Here is a 16,886-nt window from a genome sequence, read left to right on the forward strand (position 1 = left end):
GTCGAGCTGCAAGTTGAAGCGAGATCGCGGTGTCTCTGCTTTGGATGTTTATGCTTTTGCTTGCAGCTTGAGACTTGCCGCTAAAAACTGTTTTTGAAAAAAACTTCAATCCTGCTATTGACTTAGGTTCGCTACCTGCGTAAATTTCGCGGCCTCGGAGATGCAAACGGGTGATTAGCTCAGCTGGGAGAGCGTCTGCCTTACAAGCAGAATGTCGGCGGTTCGATCCCGTCATCACCCACCACTCCCCGAGATACTTGCGTAAGCAAGAGCGTAGGCTGAAAGTGCCTGCACCGACGCGCAGCGGTAGTTCAGTCGGTTAGAATACCGGCCTGTCACGCCGGGGGTCGCGGGTTCGAGTCCCGTCCGCTGCGCCATATTTTACGAGTCAGACGCGTCTGGCTCGCGATTGCAAAGCACCGAAGCTTTCAATCAAAACGAGTTACTTGAGCGCAAGCTCAAAGCGATACGCAGCGGTAGTTCAGTCGGTTAGAATACCGGCCTGTCACGCCGGGGGTCGCGGGTTCGAGTCCCGTCCGCTGCGCCATATCTGCTTCAAGGACCACTGAACGCCTTGAAGCACCGAAGTCAGCTTCGCTGAGTCGGATCCGATAGCAAAGACCCTGGTCGAAAGACCGGGGTTTTTTGTGTCTGAAATTTGGCTTTTCCTCTTTTCCTCCCTTCTTAATCCAGCGCAAATCCCTGTGGGAGCGAGCCTGCTCGCGAAGGCGTCGGCACGTTCTAAATCAGTATTGGCTGGAAGAACGCTTTCGCGAGCAGGCTCGCTCCCACAAGGGGGTCGATATGTTCAGCGATCTGCTGCGGTGCCACGTCGCATTGATTTTTTGATTCTTTAGTCAAATTTTTGTAACTGGTTGTTTGCTGCGAGCCCAGAAACCTTTAAAGTTAACCTTTCGGTCAGCTTTGCACTGTCAACACAGCTCTTTGCTTCGCCAGAAAGAGCTTCTGCAAGACTCGAGATTCCCAGTAGATAACCAGAAGGGCGGACGTATAACCGCCCAGAGGATGATCCATGTCCAACCGTGAAATATCCCGGCGCTCGTTCCTCCAGGGCGGGCTGGTGGCGGGTGTGAGCGTCACGCTCACGCCGCTCAGCAGTCAGGCGCTGGCTGCCTTGATGGAAAACAGCGTCACCGTGCCGTCCGAGAAGTGGCTCGGCAACAACGGCAAGGCGCGCCAGCGTAACGATGCCTTGTCGAAGGTCTGCGGCAGCAAGGTGTTTGCCCGCGACATCCGTTCCAAGGACATGCCGGGCTGGCCCGAGCAGCAAGGCCACGCCATGTTGCTGAAAACCATCAAGGCCGATCGTATCTACGACGGCTACGATTTGTCGTGGCTCGGCGCCGACTTGCAACCTGACCGCATCGTCACCGCCGCAGACCTGGACAAGGACGGTATCGTCTTCCCGGAGGAGCACGCACCGGACCCATTGCTGCCGGTCGGCAAAGTGCCGATGTTTATCGGTCACCCGGTGGCGATCCTGATCTGGAATGACTTCGAGCGTTTCCGTCAGGCCAAGAACAAACTCAAATTCAATGACAAGGCGATTCGTTACGGTGCCCAAGTGCCGTACTACGAAGGCGACCCGTATGGCAGCTTCCGCTACGTGCGCGTGGGGGGCCCGACCTCGGCCGACGAAGATGAGTTCGCCAGCCTCAAGGACTCGATCCTGTTCCCGATGCTGAAAAACCGTCGTCCGGTGTGGAATTCCCAGCCGAACCTGCACGGCAACCTGACCGAGCGCGGTTTGTTCTACGCCGACCGCATGAAGAAAGAGATCGACACGCCGCCGGACAACTGGCTGGTGTTCGACGAGCGCTACAAGACCCCGTCGATCGAACCGGCAGCGATGGAGCCGGACAACGGCAACGGCTGGTACGAGCCAGCGACCAAAACCCTGCACTTCGTCGTGGCCACTCAGTGCCCATTGGAAGCGGCGACCGAGACCGCGAAAATGATCGCGCCGTCGCGCTTCGGCCTTGCCAACCTGAACATGCACCCGGGTTACACCGTCGGTTACGGATCCAAAGACCACAACATCTTTGTCTATTACGCAGCCCTCGCGGCGCTGTATGGCGCCGGTGTACCGATTCGCCTGGCGAACGACCGCTACGAGCAATTCCAGAGTGGTATCAAGCGTCACCCGTTCGACATCCGCTACCAGTTGGCTGTGGACAAAAACGACTACAGCTTCAAGATTTTCCGCGCAGAAATGAGCGTCGACGGTGGTGGCCGGATCAACTACAGCCCGTCGGTAGCTGCCGTTGGTGCCACGGCCGCACAGTCGATCTACTACATGCCGCAGAACGATCTGCAAGTCACTGCTTACCACTCGCGTGGTGTTGAAGCCGGCTCGATGCGCGGTTACGGCACCCTGCAGAGCATGGCGTCGACCGAAATGATGGTCGACGAAATCGCCAATCGTCTGGGGGTCGACGCGATCGACCTGCGCCGCAAGAACGCCCTGCGTTCCGGCATGAAAAACACCCAGGGCGCGATCCCGGCCGGTGCGTTGCGCCTGCACGAGATCCTCGACAAAGCCTCGGTGCACGAAGTCTGGAAGAACCGCGACGCAATCAAGAAGCAGCGCGAAGCGGCCGACCCGGACAACTGGTACGGCGTCGGTTTTGCCATCTGCCAGAAAGACTTCGGCACCGGTTCCGAAGCGCCGATGGCCAGCATCGAGTTCACCGCTGAAGGTCGCATCAGCCTGCGCCACATCGGTATCGAGATCGGCACCGGCATGTCCACTTCGCAAGCCTTGGTGGTCGCCGATTTCCTCGGCAACCCGGCGCACGAAGTGAAGACCGGCGAAACCGAATGGAAGGAAATGCAGCTGATCACCAGCGGCAACCCTTACATCATGACTCAGGCCGAACAGGACAACCTGCTGCGTAACCCGCGCTGGGTCGGCAAATTGGCTTCGGCCTCGTCGGCGACCAACTCGGCCTACTACTTCAGCCACGCCACCCGTGAAGCGGCGCGTGTGTTGTTCAACCACGGCTTGTGGCCGGCGGCGCTGGAGATCTGGCGTCAGGGTCCGTTCGGTGGCCAGGCCAACCCTTACGTGGTACGTCGCGAAGATGCGCATTGGGTCGACGGCAAACTCACCGCCAACGGCATGCAGCCGCTGAGTTTCGAAGAATTGGCCAAGCGTGCTCACGAGCGCGGTCTGGTCACCGCTGCCACGGTGCACGGTTTCAACCGTTGGAGCTGGGCTGAGGCCGAATACAGCATCGACGGCGTGAAAGAGCGTCTGCCGCTCGACGGTCTGGCGGTGAAGTACGGCGATGGCGCACCAAAAGCCAAGCAAGCGCTGATGAGCACTGCCGGTTTCCACCTGCTCGATCGCCAGAACATCAGCTATCCAGCCACTCAGCTGAACAACGCTGCCGTGACTTACTACAGCCCGGTCGCGACGCTGGTCGAACTGAAGGTCAACAAGGGCTCGGCGGAAGTCGAAGTGCTCAACCACCATTCGTGGGTCGAGTGCGGCCGTGTGCTGGTCGAAGAGCTGGTCAAGGGTCAGATGGAAGGCGGTATCGCCATGGGCATCGGTCACGCCTTGATGGAAGAAATGCCGCTGTACGAAGGCGGGCCGGGGGAGGGTGACTGGAACTTCAACCGTTATCGCCTGCCGATGGCGCGCCACGTTGCGGTGTGGAAACAGACGTCGGAGATTCTCCCGGCGCTGTCGCCAAGCGACCCGTCCAAAGGCATCGCCGAAGTGGTGATGATCCCGATCGTCGGTGCCATCGGTAACGCCGTGGCGCACGCCATCGGTAAACGTGTTCGCGATCTGCCTATCACTGCTACGCGCATCAAGGAGGCCCTCAATGGCTAACCGTCCGCTTCAACTGACCCTCAATGGTCAATCCGTCGGCCCGGTGGACATCCCTGATGACCTGCCGATGATCGACTACCTGCACGAATACAAGAACCTCACCGGTTCGCGCCTGGGCTGCGGCCAGGGCATCTGCCACGCCTGTGTGGTGATCGTCGATAACCCTGACGGCACCAGCGAAGAAGTGCGCACCTGCATCACCGGCGCGCATTACTTCGAAGGCAAGAAAGTCCGCACCATCGAAGGTCATGCAAGCCGCGATGAGCAGGGCCAGGTCACCGAGCTGAACCCGATCCAGCAACGCTTCGTCGACGAATTCGCTTTCCAGTGCAGCTACTGCGCGCCGGGCTTCGTCAACGCCGCGACCGTGCTGGTGGAAAAGCTGCAACGCCAGCCGATCGTCAAAAGCAAACTGGAACAAGTCATCGAGGACAGCCTCGGCCATCACGTCTGCCGTTGCACCGGGTACGTGCGTTATTACAACGCCACCCGCAACGTGCTGACCGATCTCGGCCTGGTCAAGGAGGGTTAAGCATGAAGCTATTACTGACCCGCCTGACCCTGGCGGTCGGGTTGGCTGCGCCGCTGGTATTTGCTCACGCTGATGATCAGGTCAAGCGCGGCGAGTATCTCGCTCGCGCGGCTGACTGCATGGCTTGCCATACCGCTCCGGGTGGCGCGCCATTTGCGGGTGGTCTGCCGATCGTGTCGCCGTTCGGCACGATCTACGGCACCAACATCACCCCGAGCAAAGAACACGGTATCGGTTTGTATAACGATGACGAGTTCTTCGCTGCGCTGACCGAAGGCAAGCGTCGCGATGGCGCGAACCTCTATCCGGCGATGCCGTATACCTCGTATCACCTGATGCCGCGTGCAGATTCGGATGCGATCCATGCGTACCTGAAAACCATCGAGCCGATCGAGCGCCCAGCCCCGGTCACCAGCCTGAGCTTTCCGTTCAACGTGCGTCCGGGCCTGATCGGCTGGAACATCATGTACGGCAAAGCGTTGAAACTGGAGCCGGCGGAAGGCAAAAGCGACGCCTGGAAACGCGGCCAGTACATGGTCGAAGTCCTCGGCCACTGCGGTGAATGCCACACGCCACGCGGCCTGCCGGGCGCGATGCAGTTGGATAAACGCCTCACTGGCGGCATTCTCAATGGTTATCTGGCACCAAGCCTTCTGGCCACCGATCTGGCCGCTCGCGGCTGGAATGAGCAGGATCTGAGCACGTTCCTCAAGCACGGCATGAGTGCGCAGGGGACGATGTTCAACGAGATGTTCCCGGTGTTCCACAACAGCACTCAGGGCCTGAACGATACCGATCTGGCAGCGATGGCAACTTTCCTGCTCGGCGATAAACCGCCGGCAGCCAAAGAACTCGTCGAAGTGCCCGTGGACAAGCTCAGCGCGAGTGCCCAGCGCGGCCGTCAGGAATACTTGAACGTCTGCGCCGGTTGCCACGCCGCCGGTGGCGAAGGCAAACCGCATATCGCCGTGGCCATGCGCGGCAACACCACGCTGCGCCTGGAAGACCCGCGCAACCTGCTGCGGGTGATCGAGGACGGTATCGGCGAACAGAAGTTCGCAGGCTTCGAGCACATGCAACCAATGCCGGGTTTTGCCGACAAGCTCAGTCCTGAACAGCTGACAGATCTGCTCAACTACCTGCGTCAGGGTTGGGGTGGCCAGTCCGCCGAGCTGGCGGTGAGCGAGGTGCAGAAGTTGCAGGCTGATGCACCGCCCATCGAGCACAAGGCGCACTGACATGCAGCATCTCGATCTACAGGTTGTGCGACGGGCGCTGGAGTGGTCGGTGGCGGGGCAGCGCATCTGGCTCTGCACCGTGCTGACCACCTACGGCTCGGCGCCGCGAGCGCCGGGTTCGCTGCTGGCGGTGAACGACGGCGGGCAGTGGATCGGGTCGCTGTCGGGTGGTTGCGTCGAAGAAGATTTTCTCGAGCGCGTTGCCGAAGGTGCGTTTCTCGATGCGGTCAACGTCGTGCGTTATGGGGAAGGCGATGATCCGCGCTCGCGGGTCAGCCTGCCCTGTGGCGGCATCCTCGATGTGCTGGTTGAGAAATTTGACGCTGATTGTGATGTTCAGGCGCATCTGCGTGAACTGGAGTCGGCGCTGCTCGGTCAGCGTCGCTTGATCCGTGAGGTCGATCTGGCCAGTGGTGCGCGCAGTCTGTTCACTGATCGTGAGCAGGGGGCGCGCATCGAACGTGAGATCGATCGGGTGCGCATTCGTGTCGGTGCGGCGCAACGCTTGTTGCTCGCCGGGTACTCCAGTGTGGCGCAGGCGTGTGCCGAGTTTGCCGTCGGCCTTGGGTTTGAGGTGATTCTCTGCGATCCGCGCGATGAGGTGCTCGAAGGTGTGGTGCTCAATGGCGTGGAGGTGCGTCGGCAATTGCCTTCGGTATTTATTGCCGACGGTGGCTGCCATCGCGACACGGCGGTGGTGGCGCTGACCCACGATCCGCGCATCGACGATCTGGCGATGATGGAGGCGGTGCGTACCGAAGCGTTCTACATTGGCGTGATGGGCTCACAGCAAACATCGCAGAAGCGCTTCGAGCGTCTGCGGCGGATTGGTGGTCTGGGGGAGGGCGAGCTGGCGCGGATTCATGCGCCGATCGGACTGAACCTTGGCAGCAAAACGCCTGCGGAAATCGCCTTGGCGGTGCTGGCCGACATCCTGCGGATTCGTAGCGGGATTGCCCGGGACCAACTCTGATACGGGCGTATATATCTACTTGTGGCGAGGGGATTTATCCCCGATGGACTGCGCAGCAGTCCCTTCTTTAAGGGGGCGCTGCGCGACCCATCGGGGATAAATCCCCTCGCCACAGTTGTTTCACGGTCAGTCAGAAGCCGAGTTTATCCCGCAACCCGTAATACCAGGCCCCCAGCGCCGCAAACGGCGTCCGCAACATCTGTCCACCCGGGAACGGGTAATGCGGCAAATCAGCAAAAGCATCAAAGCGCTCAGCCTGCCCACGCAACGCCTCGGCCAGCACCTTGCCAGCCAGATGCGTGTACGTCACGCCATGACCACTGCAACCTTGCGAGTAATAGATGTTGTCGCCCAGCCGTCCAACCTGTGGCAAGCGCGACAGCGTCAGCAGGAAATTTCCGGTCCAGGCGTAATCAATCTTCACATCCTTCAACTGCGGAAACGCCTTGAGCATTTTCGGGCGGATGATCGCTTCGATGTTTGCCGGATCCCGCGCGCCATACACCACGCCGCCGCCGAAGATCAGACGCTTGTCGCCCGTCAGACGGTAGTAGTCCAGCAGGTAATTGCAGTCTTCGACGCAATAATCCTGCGGCAGCAAAGACTTGGCCAACTCATCACCCAGCGGTTCGGTGGTGATCACCTGCGTGCCGCACGGCATCGATTTGGCCGCCAGTTCCGGCACCAGATTGCCCAGGTAGGCGTTGCCGGCGACGATGATGAACTTGGCCCTGACCTTGCCTTGTGGCGTGTGCACCACCGGATTGGCCCCGCGCTCAATGCGCACGGCAGGCGATTGCTCATAGATAGTGCCGCCGAGGGATTCAACCGCCGCCGCTTCGCCAAGCGCCAGGTTCAGCGGATGAATATGCCCGCCGCTCATGTCGAGCATGCCGCCGACGTACTGATCGCACGCCACGACTTCGCGAATGCGGCGTTGGTCGAGCAATTCAAGCTGCGTATGACCGAAGCGCTCCCACAGGCGTTTCTGCGACTCCAGGTGACCCATCTGCTTGGCCGTGATGGCGGCGAAAACGCCGCCATCCTTCAGATCGCACTGGATGTTGTACTTGGCCACACGCTCACGAATGATCCGGCCGCCTTCAAAAGCCATCTGTCCGAGCAGTTGCGCTTGCTTCGGGCCGACGCTGCGCTCGATCACATCGATATCGCGGCTATAGCTGTTGACGATCTGACCGCCATTGCGACCCGATGCACCGAAGCCGACCTTGGCCGCTTCCAGCACGGTCACGCGAAAACCGTTCTCCAGCAGAAACAGCGCAGAGGACAGCCCGGTATACCCGGCGCCAATCACACAGACATCCGTCTCCACATCATCCTGCAAGGCCGGACGTGGCGGTACGGCGTTGGCCGACGCCGCGTAGTAAGACTCTGGGTAGGGGGTGTTCGCCATCCTGCAGCCTCTGTTTAATATATTTTACGAGTGCGCCGATCCTACCCGAGTTGAAAAACCTCCGCCAGCCACCGGAAAAATCTTCTTCGCTGGCCTGAAATTAAATATTTTGCATATTCATAGGGTTAGGTGAAAAAAAGGTGTTGACACCCCTCCGGAATTCCGTAGAATGCCGCCTCACAGCAGGCACGTAGCTCAGTTGGTTAGAGCACCACCTTGACATGGTGGGGGTCGTTGGTTCGAGTCCAATCGCGCCTACCAAACAAAATCCGCTCTGCTGGGCGGTCTAGAAGGGCTCACCGAAAGGTGGGCCCTTTTTTGTTGTCTGTCGTTTGGGAAAACTTTGGGAATACTTTGGGCAAACGACCACCGATTACACCCTCAGATCGGCACTCGCCCGCATGTACACAAAGGCCTCATTGCCATGGCCCGTCAGATAATGCTTCGTCACTTTCTCGTCCGCATCTACACCAAAGCTTTATGGCAGTGTTAAGGCTCCAAAGGCCAGCCACAGTCAATCAGCGGAGAAGCCCGGCTCGGGCGCCGGGCTCGTTAAATTAACTTCGGCGCGAATCCAGCTTTTTCACAATCTGGTCGGAGGATCTTTCTTTGCGTCTCTGCACCCAACTATGAAGGGCGTGCAGTGGGTGTAGAAAGGCTGCAAGCACGCCCAGTAGCATGATGATGAAAATGGTGATCAGCGGGATGCTTTCGTGCGAGAACATGGTGGGTTACTCCTGTAGTCACTATGTTGGAACCCGCAGACTAGACGCATATAACGATGATTTCGATGAACGTATGTTCATCAATGGGCGCATGAATTGTGCTACGGCAGAGCTCGCCAAATTGACGAATTGTGGAAATCAGCGAGCGGTTCTCGATGGGGCTCAATGCGCGTCCATGCACCTGATGAATCATGGGCAGCTGAAATTCCAGGCATCAATAACAAGGTCCTCTGCCTCCTCGCCAATAGTCGTGATGCCCAGGCATTCCTGGTTTTTCCTGTAATGGAATTGGCAGTACTGCACGCCCTGGGTGCATCGCTCGACTTCCGTGATGCCCATATTCAGAAGTTCTACCGCAGTGCCGACAGGCTGCCTCTGAATGAGCGCATCTGGCCTCCAGCCGTTCTTGATCAATGCACTTCGCGCCGATAAAAACGGCATACCTTCTCTGATGGGTATCTCTGTAGCGCAGGCAAAGGCACTGGAGAGATAAAGCAAAATGCAAGCGCAAGGGAAGGATCTCACTTTCCGCACCCTTACTCTCTTTCGGGGCATTCGAAATTCCATGAGTAGATCTTCATGTCTTTAATCTCTTCGCCCACTGTTGCGACGCCGAGACAGGTTTGGTCTTTTAAATAGTAGAAACTGCAGAACTGAATGCCCATCGTGCAGGATTCAATTTCGATGAAGCCTTTTCTTATGAAAATATTTTCGACCCCGATCTTTTCTAAGTCGGTTGGGTTCGGTTTCCAGCCGTTTTGAATCAGAGCATTTCTGGCGCTTGTAAATGACATCCCCTCTTTGATTGGCACCTCTGCAGCGTCTACATGAAAACTTGCACAGCATAAGAAGCCGATGAAGAGCCAAGTGCTCACGCTGCTCATGTTGAGGAGGAGTCCCTGCGGAGTTTTTGGTGGGGAGATTGCCGAGAGGGCGCGTCGTCCATGGTGGGGATGTTTCATTGCTTTGCGATCCATGCTGGTTTTGCGTGCGAATGATCCAGTGGGGGGAGATCATGGTCAATCATTGCTGTGGGGATGGCTTTGGTTTTCAGGCGTAGAGTCACCGTCCGTCGCCATCATCCTTGGAAAAAGTGTGGATATTGAATGACTTACGCGTGTTACTAACCAGCCGGTTATCGAAAAAATGTTGTTACATGCGGGATAAATCAGTAACATCCGCCCCGCGTTCACCACCACGGTTTATGCACTTTTAAATCCCAAGCTTCCATCAGCTGCTTGGGATTTTTTTTGCCTGCGATTTGGCTGTCGCAGTACCTGTCTTTCATCCGCCGATCCTGCGCGGGCAAATCCTTGCTTATTCGACTACTACTGACTGGCCGATTTTCAACTCTTTCCAAAGGGGTTTGTCGATGCTGGTTCATTGGTTTCTAGCGGCAATTCATCTATTGGCTTTTGCCTTGGGTTTTTGGGCGGTGCTTACACGCGGTACAGCGTTCCGCCGCTTGGCGGCCGGTACTGGAGAGGCCGGGCGAGTGTTGCTTGCCGATAACTTATGGGGCATTTCTGCATTGATCCTGCTGGTGACCGGCGGGATGCGCGCATTTGGCGAGTATGAGAAGGGCACTGACTATTACCTTCATCAGCCGCTGTTTCATCTGAAGATGACGCTGTTGGTGCTCATTCTGCTGATTGAACTCGCCCCGATGGTCACGCTGGTCAAATGGCGGATCGCATCTGCACGCGGTGCGGCATTAAATACCGGGCGTGCAAAGTTGTACGCGCGAATCAGTCATGTCCAGGCGTTGCTGCTAGTGCTGATGGTGATTGCCGCCACCGGCATGGCGCGTGGCGTGACATTCGGCTAGGAAGGCGAATTCTCTGCGCTCTATCGGAAACGTCCGACAGCCAGCCCTAAAAATGGCGGGTAATATCGCTCGGCAACGAAGGATAGGGATGCGGTAAAGCGTTGAGAGGGAAGGAGGTCGCGTGTCAGGCGCCGTGCCCAACAGAGTGGGGAGCGGATGGCAATACGGCGCGTGTATCTCTAGCCAGTCATTACACGAGGCAAACGAACTGGCTACTGACTGCGGGGCGGCTCAGGGAGTTTGTGGCTTGTCCGGGGCGGTCAGGCCAGCCTGAATGCGCTGGTAAATCTCTTCACGATGCACGGCAACGTTTTTCGGAGCGTTGATGCCGATTCGTACTTGCTGGCCGCTAACGCCCAGAATGGTGATGGTGATGTCATCACCAATGTTTATGCTTTCACCGACTTTGCGGGTGAGTATCAGCATGGTCTTCTCCTTGATTGCTTTGTAGGGCACCTGATTCAGACAGTGCAGAGGTCGGTGGTACGTATAGATTAGTGCGAAGTCTCACGGTTTGGGTGCCTCTTTCTGACGCGCAGATGCGGCATTAATTCCCAGGGCGTAACTATACAGAGGCTGCAATCATCAATCTCGTTGTTTTGTGCCCATTTTGCGGGGCTCACGAAGTATTTATGAATGATAAGATCGCCGCTTTGAGATTTTCGAGGAAAGCGTTGTGCGCAAATTGGTCTGGATGGTCGCGGCACTGGCATTGGCAGGATGTGGTGAAGGCAAAGGTGTAGACGCGCAGAAACCGAAAACGACAGTCGCGAGCGCTCCTGCGGTTGCCGCCGCCCCTCAATGGGACCTTGAGGTGCGCGGTGAAACCCCTCAAGCCGTCAGTGACCTGAGCGGCTGGTTGATCGAGCATGCTTTCGTTCCGACGGTCATCAAGGATGGCAGCGGCAAAACGCGGATTCTGATTGGCCCGTTCAACTCCCAGGCCGAGGCGGAAGCTCGCAAGGTGCAGGTGGATGCTGCATTGGTGAAGGCCAAAAAGCAGAATGTTGAATCCGTGTTGGTTGAGCATCCGCTCACGCCGTAAACGATTCATCTGGTGGAGCTGCCTAAAGGTTGTCAACTGCGATTCGTTCCTATTCAAGTCGCTGATGATTTCCAGAAGGAGCTCCCCATGGCCTCCGCCAATCCCTACAAGTTGTTCGATGTCACCTTGCATCGTAAAACGCAGTTGAGCCCGCATATGATGCGGATCACCCTTTGCGGCCCGTCCGTCAATGAAATGGCGACTTGGGCGCCGGATCAAAGGGTGAAGCTGTTTTTCCCTGCCGCCGACGGGTCGCCATCACGGCTTTCTCAAGATGAAGGTTGGTTCGCTCGCTTCCGGGCGATGCTGGCGGATCGACGTCCTGCGATGCGCACCTACACAATCCGTCACCTGCGCGCTGAGCAAGGCGAGGTAGATATCGATTTTGTCCTGCATGGCGAGAACGGCCCGGCATCGCGTTGGGCGCTAAGGGCTCAACCCGGTGAGTCGATGCAGATCCTTGCGCCCGACAGTCATTTCTCGGCGCAGGATGCCGGTGGATTCGAATGGAAGCCACCGCAAATTCTCAAACAGGTTCTGCTCGTCGCCGACGCCACCGCGCTGCCGGCGGCCATGGGTATTCTCGATGAGTTGGCGGCGCTCAATAAGCCGCCTCAAGTCCAGGCATTCTTTGAGGTGGATAGCGCGCAGGACATGCTCGCCGTCCCTGACTGGCCGGGACTGTCAGTGCGATGGCTGATTCGTGATCAAGCGAGTGAAACCGTCGCCGGGGCGCTGATGGTTGAAGCGGTGCGCGGGGCAACGCTACCCGTTCATGCGTCGTCAGAGGGACGTGCAGTCGAGTTGGCCGATGTCGATATCGAAAAGGATATTCTCTGGGAAATTGCCGATAACGCCCCTGAAGGATTTTACGGCTGGGTCGCCGGTGAAAGTGCGGCAGTCATGAGCTTGCGCAAATACCTGATCAAGGAGTGCGGCATTCCTCGCGAGTCGCTCAATCTGATGGGGTATTGGCGTTACAACAAGTCTGGAAGCTAGCCACAAAAAAGGCCTCGAACATAACATTCGAGGCCTTTTTTTCACGCTGCGATCAGCCGCAGGCTTTCATGTTCACCGGGCCGACAAACTCATTGCCGCGCCCCATCACGCACGCCACGCTCTGATTGCGCTGGCGTTCCCAGTCTTGCACCGGATAAGTCTTGTCCCACGCTTCGTACAATTGCCGATCCTGTTTCGACAGGCGCAAGCCGTACTGCTTGCTCATGTAGAAATAGGTGCGGGCGATCATGCCGCGAATCGAAGGGCGGGGCATGACCTTCTTGGCCTTGAAGTCGACCTGGGTCAGGCACGAGCCGTACTGACCGGATTGCACCGGCAACCAGCCGTAGCTGAAGTTGCTGCGGTCGCCGTTGACCTCGCCAATACTTGGTACCAGGTTATGCAGGTCGGCTTCTGCCTTTTGATAAGTCGGGTCATAACGGGTGCAGTTCTTGCGTCCGCCTTCCTGCCAGCATTGGCGCTGGTGGCCGAACTGCCAGGCCGGCACGATGTGTTCCCACTCGATGCGTGACGCACGCTTGGCATTTTTGCGCGGTACGTAACCGCACGCCTTCAGATCAACTTTGTTGCCGGTGTACTTACACCCGCAATAAAACTCGGTGGACTGCGGAGCATACAACTTCCACGCGACCTTCTTGGCTTCTGAAAAAGTGCGGGGCGCGCCGGCCTGGGCGCCCATGGCGATGAACAGCAGCAGCAAAGCAAAACAGCGGACAATCATTGAATCAATCTTCCTTCGGCACAACCCAAAAAATCTGCACGCCGCCATCGTCGCGATAGGCGAGGGTGACGTTGTCGTTCTCGTCGATTTCCTCGAGCAGGCGCTCCCACTCATCCATTGGTTCGTCCGGCAAGCGGAAGATCAATGCGGCTTTGGATTTTTGCGCTGTGGGGGAATTGATGATTTTTTGAACGCGCATACCCATGCGTTCATAAGCGTCAGGAGCATCAGGGGAGGTGGCCACGAGGTTATCCTTATTAAGCTGTACGTGCATACAGTATTTAACTGTAAGCAATTTCGCAACTGCTTAAAATTCAAGAAAATCCTCTGACAGCGGTTTTCCGATTTTGGTGTGAGGTGTGTCGATTTTTTTGTAGGGGAAATGCTTGCGTGCTGTAGGCGACGCTCCATTTGCCAGGCAGGTGAATGGAGCGAAGGGTGCCCGACCGGGATTGGTCGGGCGGAGGTCAATCAGTATTCCCAGAACATCCGTTGCAGCTCTTTGCTGTCGTTGGTTTTGGTCAAAGCGACCATCGCCAGAATGCGGGCTTTTTGTGGGTTCAGGTCGTGAGCGACAACCCAGTCGTACTTGTCGTCAGGCTGTTCGGCGTTACGCAGAACGAAACCGCCAGCGTTGACGTGAGACGAGCGGATGATCTGCACGCCATCCTTGCGCAGGGCCTGCAGGGCCGGAACCACGCGGGACGACACCGAACCGTTGCCGGTGCCGGCGTGGATGATGGCTTTGGCGCCGGACTGGGCGAGTGCCTTGTAGGCGGTATCGCTTACGTTACCGTAGGAATAGGCGATTTCTACGTCAGGAAGGCTCTTGATGTTTTTGATGTCGAATTCCGAGTCCATGGTGTGACGCTTGGCTGGCAAGCGGAACCAGTAGGACTTGCCTTCAACCACCATGCCTAGTGGGCCCCAGGCGCTCTTGAACGCCTCGGTCTTGATGTTGATCATTTTGCTGACGTCGCGACCGGACTGGATTTCATCGTTCATGGTCACCAGTACGCCTTTGCCGCGTGCTTCTTTGCTGCTGGCCACGGCCACGGCGTTATACAGGTTGAGCATGCCGTCAGCCGACATCGCAGTGCCTGGACGCATGGAGCCGACAACGATGATCGGCTTGTCGGTCTTCTCGACCAGGTTCAGGAAGTAAGCGGTTTCTTCCAGGGTGTCGGTACCGTGGGTGATGACGATGCCGTCAACGTCTTTGCTGTCGGCCAGTTCGGCAACGCGACGGCCCAGTTGCAGCAGATTGTCGTTGGTGATGCTTTCCGAGGCGATCTGCATGACTTGTTCGCCACGCACATTGGCCAGTTTGCTCAACTCGGGAATGCCGGCGATCAGTTGTTCCACGCCGACCTTGGCAGCTTGATAAGTGGCGCTGTTGGCGGCACTGGCGCCAGCTCCGGCGATGGTGCCACCCGTGGCAAGCACCACGACGTTGGCAAGTTTGGTCTGGGACTCGACTTCTTTTGCCTGAAGGGCAGTAGGCAGGAGTAAAAGGAGGGCCAAAGCGCCCGGAACGAAGTTTTTCAAAGCAGATGTCATTATTTTTCTCTCTAGTAGTGAGACGGTGCTGATGCAGGTTCATCTAGATGCGCCCCGTGCCGATCTGGGTGCGCGGGGTGCGGTGAAGGGAGCAGGATCTGTACCAGCCGTACTTTGCGTTAGAGAAATGTTTAAGCTGATGATTTACATCAAGATTTTATGACTCGGTGAGGTTCCTGATGAATCGTTTATCCGGATTTCCGAACAATGGTCGCTTTCGCGTTCGGCTCACCGAAAAGGACTACTGCCCCTGGCGAACAGATCGGGTTGCCGGTTGTGGAATTCCTGCTAAAGAATCCTTAGCGCAGGCCGATGGGTGATAAAGGAAACTAAACTCTAGGGAGTTCACATGTCACTGACGATCGGTATAGCAAATCCCGGTGCTGTCACCATTGGTGGTAAGACCGCAGCGACGATCAATGCAATAAATGAAGCCGAAGCGGATGCCTCCGCCGAGGCGCTGGGCACCGAGGAAGAAAGCAGTAATCAGGTCAGAACCGGTGGTCCCGCGCAGGAAGCGAGCAAGACTGAAAGCAGCGATAATCTCAGCATTACCGTCAAGATGCTGCTGAAACGCATGCAGGAATTGCAGAAGCAAATGCAGGAGCAGCAACAGCAACTCGCTGCCGCGCAGGCTGCGAGCTATCCGACGCCAGAGGCCAAGTCGCAGGCAGTCATGTCCATTCAGGGGCAGATCGCGCAAACCAGCGGCGCAATGATGGAAGTATCGGCGGCGCTGCTGAAAGAGATGTCCAAGGGTTCCACCAGCGGTAACCTGGTCAGCACCACGGCATAAACAGCGACCGGGCGGATCAGCAGATTCGCCCTACAATACATGACGATTTCTGATTGTTGACAAATGTCGGCGGGATTCGCATAGTTCGGTCTACGCAAACGTTTGCGCGACGTTCGTCGGGGCATTCTGTCATCGGCAAAGTAATGTAGATTACGCCAGCGCAAGCGTTGCTCACAATAATCATAAGATCGGAGTGAACCCATGAAGCTGCCATTTGCTGGACGTCTTCTTGCTGTCGCTATGCTGGCTGCCACAGCCGCTGCACTGCCTGTCTCTTCGGCGTTCGCCGAATCCCCTGAAAAACCCAAAGTCGCACTGGTCATGAAATCTCTGGCCAACGAATTCTTCCTGACCATGGAAGACGGCGCAAAGGCCTACCAGAAAGAACACTCCGCCGATTTCGACCTGATCTCCAACGGCATCAAGGATGAAACCGACACCGCCGGCCAGACCCGCATCGTCGAGCAAATGATTCTGGCCAAGGTCAATGCGCTGGTCATCGCGCCTTCCGATTCCAAGGCCATGGTGCCGGTGATCAAGAAAGCAGTCGACGCCGGTATCACAGTGATCAACATCGACAACCAGCTTGATCCGGCAATCGTCAAAAGCAAAAACATCAGCGTGCCATTCGTAGGTCCGGACAACCGCAAAGGTGCGCGTCTGGTCGGTGAATACCTGGCCAAACAGCTCAAGGCCGGTGACGAAGTCGGCATCATTGAAGGCGTGTCGACCACGACCAACGCCCAGCAGCGTACCGCCGGTTTCAAGGATGCGATGGACGCGGCGCAAATCAAGGTTGTTTCCCTGCAGTCCGGCGACTGGGAAATCGACAAGGGCAACAAGGTTGCCGCGTCGATTCTCAGCGAATATCCGCAAGTCAAAGCGTTGCTGGCGGGTAACGACAGCATGGCCGTCGGTGCCGTTTCCGCCGTACGCGCCGCCGGCAAGGCAGGCCAAGTGCAGGTGGTCGGTTACGACAACATCAATGCCATCAAGCCAATGTTGAAGGATGGTCGCGTACTGGCGACTGCCGACCAATATGCTGCCAAACAAGCCGTGTTCGGCATCGAGACCGCGCTGAAAATCATCAAGGGCGAGAAAGTCGACAGCGGTGCCAATGGCGTGATCGAAACGCCGGTCGAGCTGGTCACCAAGTAAGTCCTCTGGCG

Annotated in this window: 17 protein-coding genes and 4 tRNA genes; 14 read left to right on the plus strand and 7 right to left on the minus strand. The window is 57.3% G+C overall.

What is annotated here, in order from left to right; translation table 11 throughout:
• Window positions 1-168: 168 nt before the first annotated feature.
• The 7 genes from KI231_RS10135 to KI231_RS10165 all read left to right on the plus strand — a co-directional run bounded on the left by KI231_RS10135 (window position 169) and on the right by KI231_RS10165 (window position 6,608).
• Window positions 169-244: transfer RNA gene (locus KI231_RS10135), tRNA-Val, on the plus strand.
• Between the two features lie 56 nt (window positions 245-300).
• Window positions 301-377 (plus strand) — tRNA-Asp (locus KI231_RS10140).
• Window positions 378-470: 93 nt separating this feature from the next.
• A tRNA-Asp gene (locus KI231_RS10145) sits at window positions 471-547 on the plus strand.
• 486 nt (window positions 548-1,033) lie between these two features.
• Window positions 1,034-3,865, plus strand: a complete 2,832-nt coding sequence (locus KI231_RS10150) for a xanthine dehydrogenase family protein molybdopterin-binding subunit (RefSeq protein ID WP_213028135.1) — start codon at window positions 1,034-1,036, stop codon at window positions 3,863-3,865.
• Window positions 3,858-4,397 carry a (2Fe-2S)-binding protein gene (locus KI231_RS10155; protein ID WP_201239061.1) on the plus strand — a complete coding sequence of 180 codons (540 nt, stop codon included), beginning with the start codon at window positions 3,858-3,860 and terminating at the stop codon, window positions 4,395-4,397. Before KI231_RS10150 ends, KI231_RS10155 begins: the two co-directional genes overlap by 8 nt.
• A 2-nt stretch (window positions 4,398-4,399) precedes the next feature.
• Window positions 4,400-5,635, plus strand: a complete 1,236-nt coding sequence (locus KI231_RS10160; protein WP_213028136.1) for a c-type cytochrome — start codon at window positions 4,400-4,402, stop codon at window positions 5,633-5,635.
• A 1-nt stretch (window position 5,636) separates the two neighbouring features.
• Window positions 5,637-6,608 (plus strand): XdhC family protein, encoded by a 972-nt coding sequence (locus tag KI231_RS10165; RefSeq protein WP_213028137.1) that lies wholly within the window; start codon window positions 5,637-5,639, stop codon window positions 6,606-6,608.
• 130 nt (window positions 6,609-6,738) lie between these two features.
• On the opposite strand, the gene KI231_RS10170 is transcribed toward KI231_RS10165, so the two are convergent.
• On the minus strand, window positions 6,739-8,022 hold the full coding sequence (locus tag KI231_RS10170; protein ID WP_213028138.1) for an NAD(P)/FAD-dependent oxidoreductase: 1,284 nt from the start codon (window positions 8,020-8,022) through the stop codon (window positions 6,739-6,741).
• Window positions 8,023-8,206: 184 nt separating this feature from the next.
• On the opposite strand from KI231_RS10170, the gene KI231_RS10175 reads away from it, so the two are divergent.
• Window positions 8,207-8,283: transfer RNA gene (locus KI231_RS10175), tRNA-Val, on the plus strand.
• A 296-nt stretch (window positions 8,284-8,579) separates the two neighbouring features.
• Here KI231_RS10175 and KI231_RS10180 read toward each other — a convergent pair.
• Window positions 8,580-8,747: a hypothetical protein gene (locus tag KI231_RS10180; protein WP_213028139.1), complete on the minus strand. Its 168-nt coding sequence runs from the start codon at window positions 8,745-8,747 to the stop codon at window positions 8,580-8,582.
• Between the two features lie 165 nt (window positions 8,748-8,912).
• Here KI231_RS10180 and KI231_RS10185 point away from each other — a divergent pair, with 165 nt between their 5' ends.
• Entirely contained in the window at window positions 8,913-9,179 is a 267-nt protein-coding gene (locus KI231_RS10185) for a hypothetical protein (RefSeq protein ID WP_158249175.1), read from the plus strand.
• A 104-nt stretch (window positions 9,180-9,283) separates the two neighbouring features.
• Here KI231_RS10185 and KI231_RS29935 read toward each other — a convergent pair whose 3' ends face one another.
• Complete coding sequence (locus KI231_RS29935) at window positions 9,284-9,724, minus strand: hypothetical protein (RefSeq protein ID WP_249412109.1); 441 nt, start codon at window positions 9,722-9,724, stop codon at window positions 9,284-9,286.
• 395 nt (window positions 9,725-10,119) lie between these two features.
• Between KI231_RS29935 and KI231_RS10195 the strand changes: the two genes are divergently transcribed.
• Window positions 10,120-10,575: a DUF2214 family protein gene (locus KI231_RS10195; RefSeq protein ID WP_213028140.1), complete on the plus strand. Its 456-nt coding sequence runs from the start codon at window positions 10,120-10,122 to the stop codon at window positions 10,573-10,575.
• 231 nt (window positions 10,576-10,806) lie between these two features.
• Here KI231_RS10195 and csrA read toward each other — a convergent pair whose 3' ends face one another.
• The gene (gene csrA, locus KI231_RS10200; RefSeq protein ID WP_003179932.1) at window positions 10,807-11,001 is read right to left on the minus strand and encodes a carbon storage regulator CsrA; all 195 of its coding nucleotides are present in this window, start codon (window positions 10,999-11,001) and stop codon (window positions 10,807-10,809) included.
• 250 nt (window positions 11,002-11,251) lie between these two features.
• Here csrA and KI231_RS10205 point away from each other — a divergent pair, with 250 nt between their 5' ends.
• On the plus strand, window positions 11,252-11,620 hold the full coding sequence (locus tag KI231_RS10205) for an SPOR domain-containing protein (protein ID WP_103304879.1): 369 nt from the start codon (window positions 11,252-11,254) through the stop codon (window positions 11,618-11,620).
• 87 nt (window positions 11,621-11,707) lie between these two features.
• On the plus strand, window positions 11,708-12,619 hold the full coding sequence (locus tag KI231_RS10210) for a siderophore-interacting protein (protein WP_213028141.1): 912 nt from the start codon (window positions 11,708-11,710) through the stop codon (window positions 12,617-12,619).
• Between the two features lie 52 nt (window positions 12,620-12,671).
• On the opposite strand, the gene KI231_RS10215 is transcribed toward KI231_RS10210, so the two are convergent.
• The 3 genes from KI231_RS10215 to KI231_RS10225 all read right to left on the minus strand — a co-directional run bounded on the left by KI231_RS10215 (window position 12,672) and on the right by KI231_RS10225 (window position 14,921).
• Entirely contained in the window at window positions 12,672-13,361 is a 690-nt protein-coding gene (locus tag KI231_RS10215; RefSeq protein ID WP_103304881.1) for an endonuclease, read from the minus strand.
• A gap of 4 nt (window positions 13,362-13,365) precedes the next feature.
• Window positions 13,366-13,635, minus strand: a complete 270-nt coding sequence (locus tag KI231_RS10220; protein WP_103304882.1) for a DUF1654 domain-containing protein — start codon at window positions 13,633-13,635, stop codon at window positions 13,366-13,368.
• A 197-nt stretch (window positions 13,636-13,832) separates the two neighbouring features.
• Window positions 13,833-14,921: an asparaginase gene (locus tag KI231_RS10225; RefSeq protein ID WP_213028142.1), complete on the minus strand. Its 1,089-nt coding sequence runs from the start codon at window positions 14,919-14,921 to the stop codon at window positions 13,833-13,835.
• Window positions 14,922-15,270: 349 nt separating this feature from the next.
• On the opposite strand from KI231_RS10225, the gene KI231_RS10230 reads away from it, so the two are divergent.
• Together KI231_RS10230 and KI231_RS10235 are read left to right on the plus strand one after the other, a co-directional pair.
• Window positions 15,271-15,717 carry a hypothetical protein gene (locus KI231_RS10230; RefSeq protein ID WP_103304884.1) on the plus strand — a complete coding sequence of 149 codons (447 nt, stop codon included), beginning with the start codon at window positions 15,271-15,273 and terminating at the stop codon, window positions 15,715-15,717.
• Between the two features lie 201 nt (window positions 15,718-15,918).
• Window positions 15,919-16,875: a sugar ABC transporter substrate-binding protein gene (locus KI231_RS10235; RefSeq protein ID WP_103304885.1), complete on the plus strand. Its 957-nt coding sequence runs from the start codon at window positions 15,919-15,921 to the stop codon at window positions 16,873-16,875.
• The last annotated feature ends 11 nt before the right edge of the window (window positions 16,876-16,886 follow it).

Origin of the sequence: Pseudomonas sp. Seg1, assembly GCF_018326005.1 — a bacterium.
Lineage (GTDB): Bacteria > Pseudomonadota > Gammaproteobacteria > Pseudomonadales > Pseudomonadaceae > Aquipseudomonas.

Coding starts and splice junctions, on each gene's coding strand:
- KI231_RS10150 (WP_213028135.1), top strand. CDS start 1,034: ATGTCCAACCGTGAAATATCCCGGCGCTCGTTCCTCCAGGGCGGGCTG.
- KI231_RS10155 (WP_201239061.1), top strand. CDS start 3,858: ATGGCTAACCGTCCGCTTCAACTGACCCTCAATGGTCAATCCGTCGGC.
- KI231_RS10160 (WP_213028136.1), top strand. CDS start 4,400: ATGAAGCTATTACTGACCCGCCTGACCCTGGCGGTCGGGTTGGCTGCG.
- KI231_RS10165 (WP_213028137.1), top strand. CDS start 5,637: ATGCAGCATCTCGATCTACAGGTTGTGCGACGGGCGCTGGAGTGGTCG.
- KI231_RS10170 (WP_213028138.1), bottom strand. CDS start 8,022: ATGGCGAACACCCCCTACCCAGAGTCTTACTACGCGGCGTCGGCCAAC.
- KI231_RS10180 (WP_213028139.1), bottom strand. CDS start 8,747: ATGTTCTCGCACGAAAGCATCCCGCTGATCACCATTTTCATCATCATG.
- KI231_RS10185 (WP_158249175.1), top strand. CDS start 8,913: ATGCGCGTCCATGCACCTGATGAATCATGGGCAGCTGAAATTCCAGGC.
- KI231_RS29935 (WP_249412109.1), bottom strand. CDS start 9,724: ATGGATCGCAAAGCAATGAAACATCCCCACCATGGACGACGCGCCCTC.
- KI231_RS10195 (WP_213028140.1), top strand. CDS start 10,120: ATGCTGGTTCATTGGTTTCTAGCGGCAATTCATCTATTGGCTTTTGCC.
- csrA (WP_003179932.1), bottom strand. CDS start 11,001: ATGCTGATACTCACCCGCAAAGTCGGTGAAAGCATAAACATTGGTGAT.
- KI231_RS10210 (WP_213028141.1), top strand. CDS start 11,708: ATGGCCTCCGCCAATCCCTACAAGTTGTTCGATGTCACCTTGCATCGT.
- KI231_RS10215 (WP_103304881.1), bottom strand. CDS start 13,361: ATGATTGTCCGCTGTTTTGCTTTGCTGCTGCTGTTCATCGCCATGGGC.
- KI231_RS10220 (WP_103304882.1), bottom strand. CDS start 13,635: ATGCACGTACAGCTTAATAAGGATAACCTCGTGGCCACCTCCCCTGAT.
- KI231_RS10225 (WP_213028142.1), bottom strand. CDS start 14,921: ATGACATCTGCTTTGAAAAACTTCGTTCCGGGCGCTTTGGCCCTCCTT.
- KI231_RS10230 (WP_103304884.1), top strand. CDS start 15,271: ATGTCACTGACGATCGGTATAGCAAATCCCGGTGCTGTCACCATTGGT.
- KI231_RS10235 (WP_103304885.1), top strand. CDS start 15,919: ATGAAGCTGCCATTTGCTGGACGTCTTCTTGCTGTCGCTATGCTGGCT.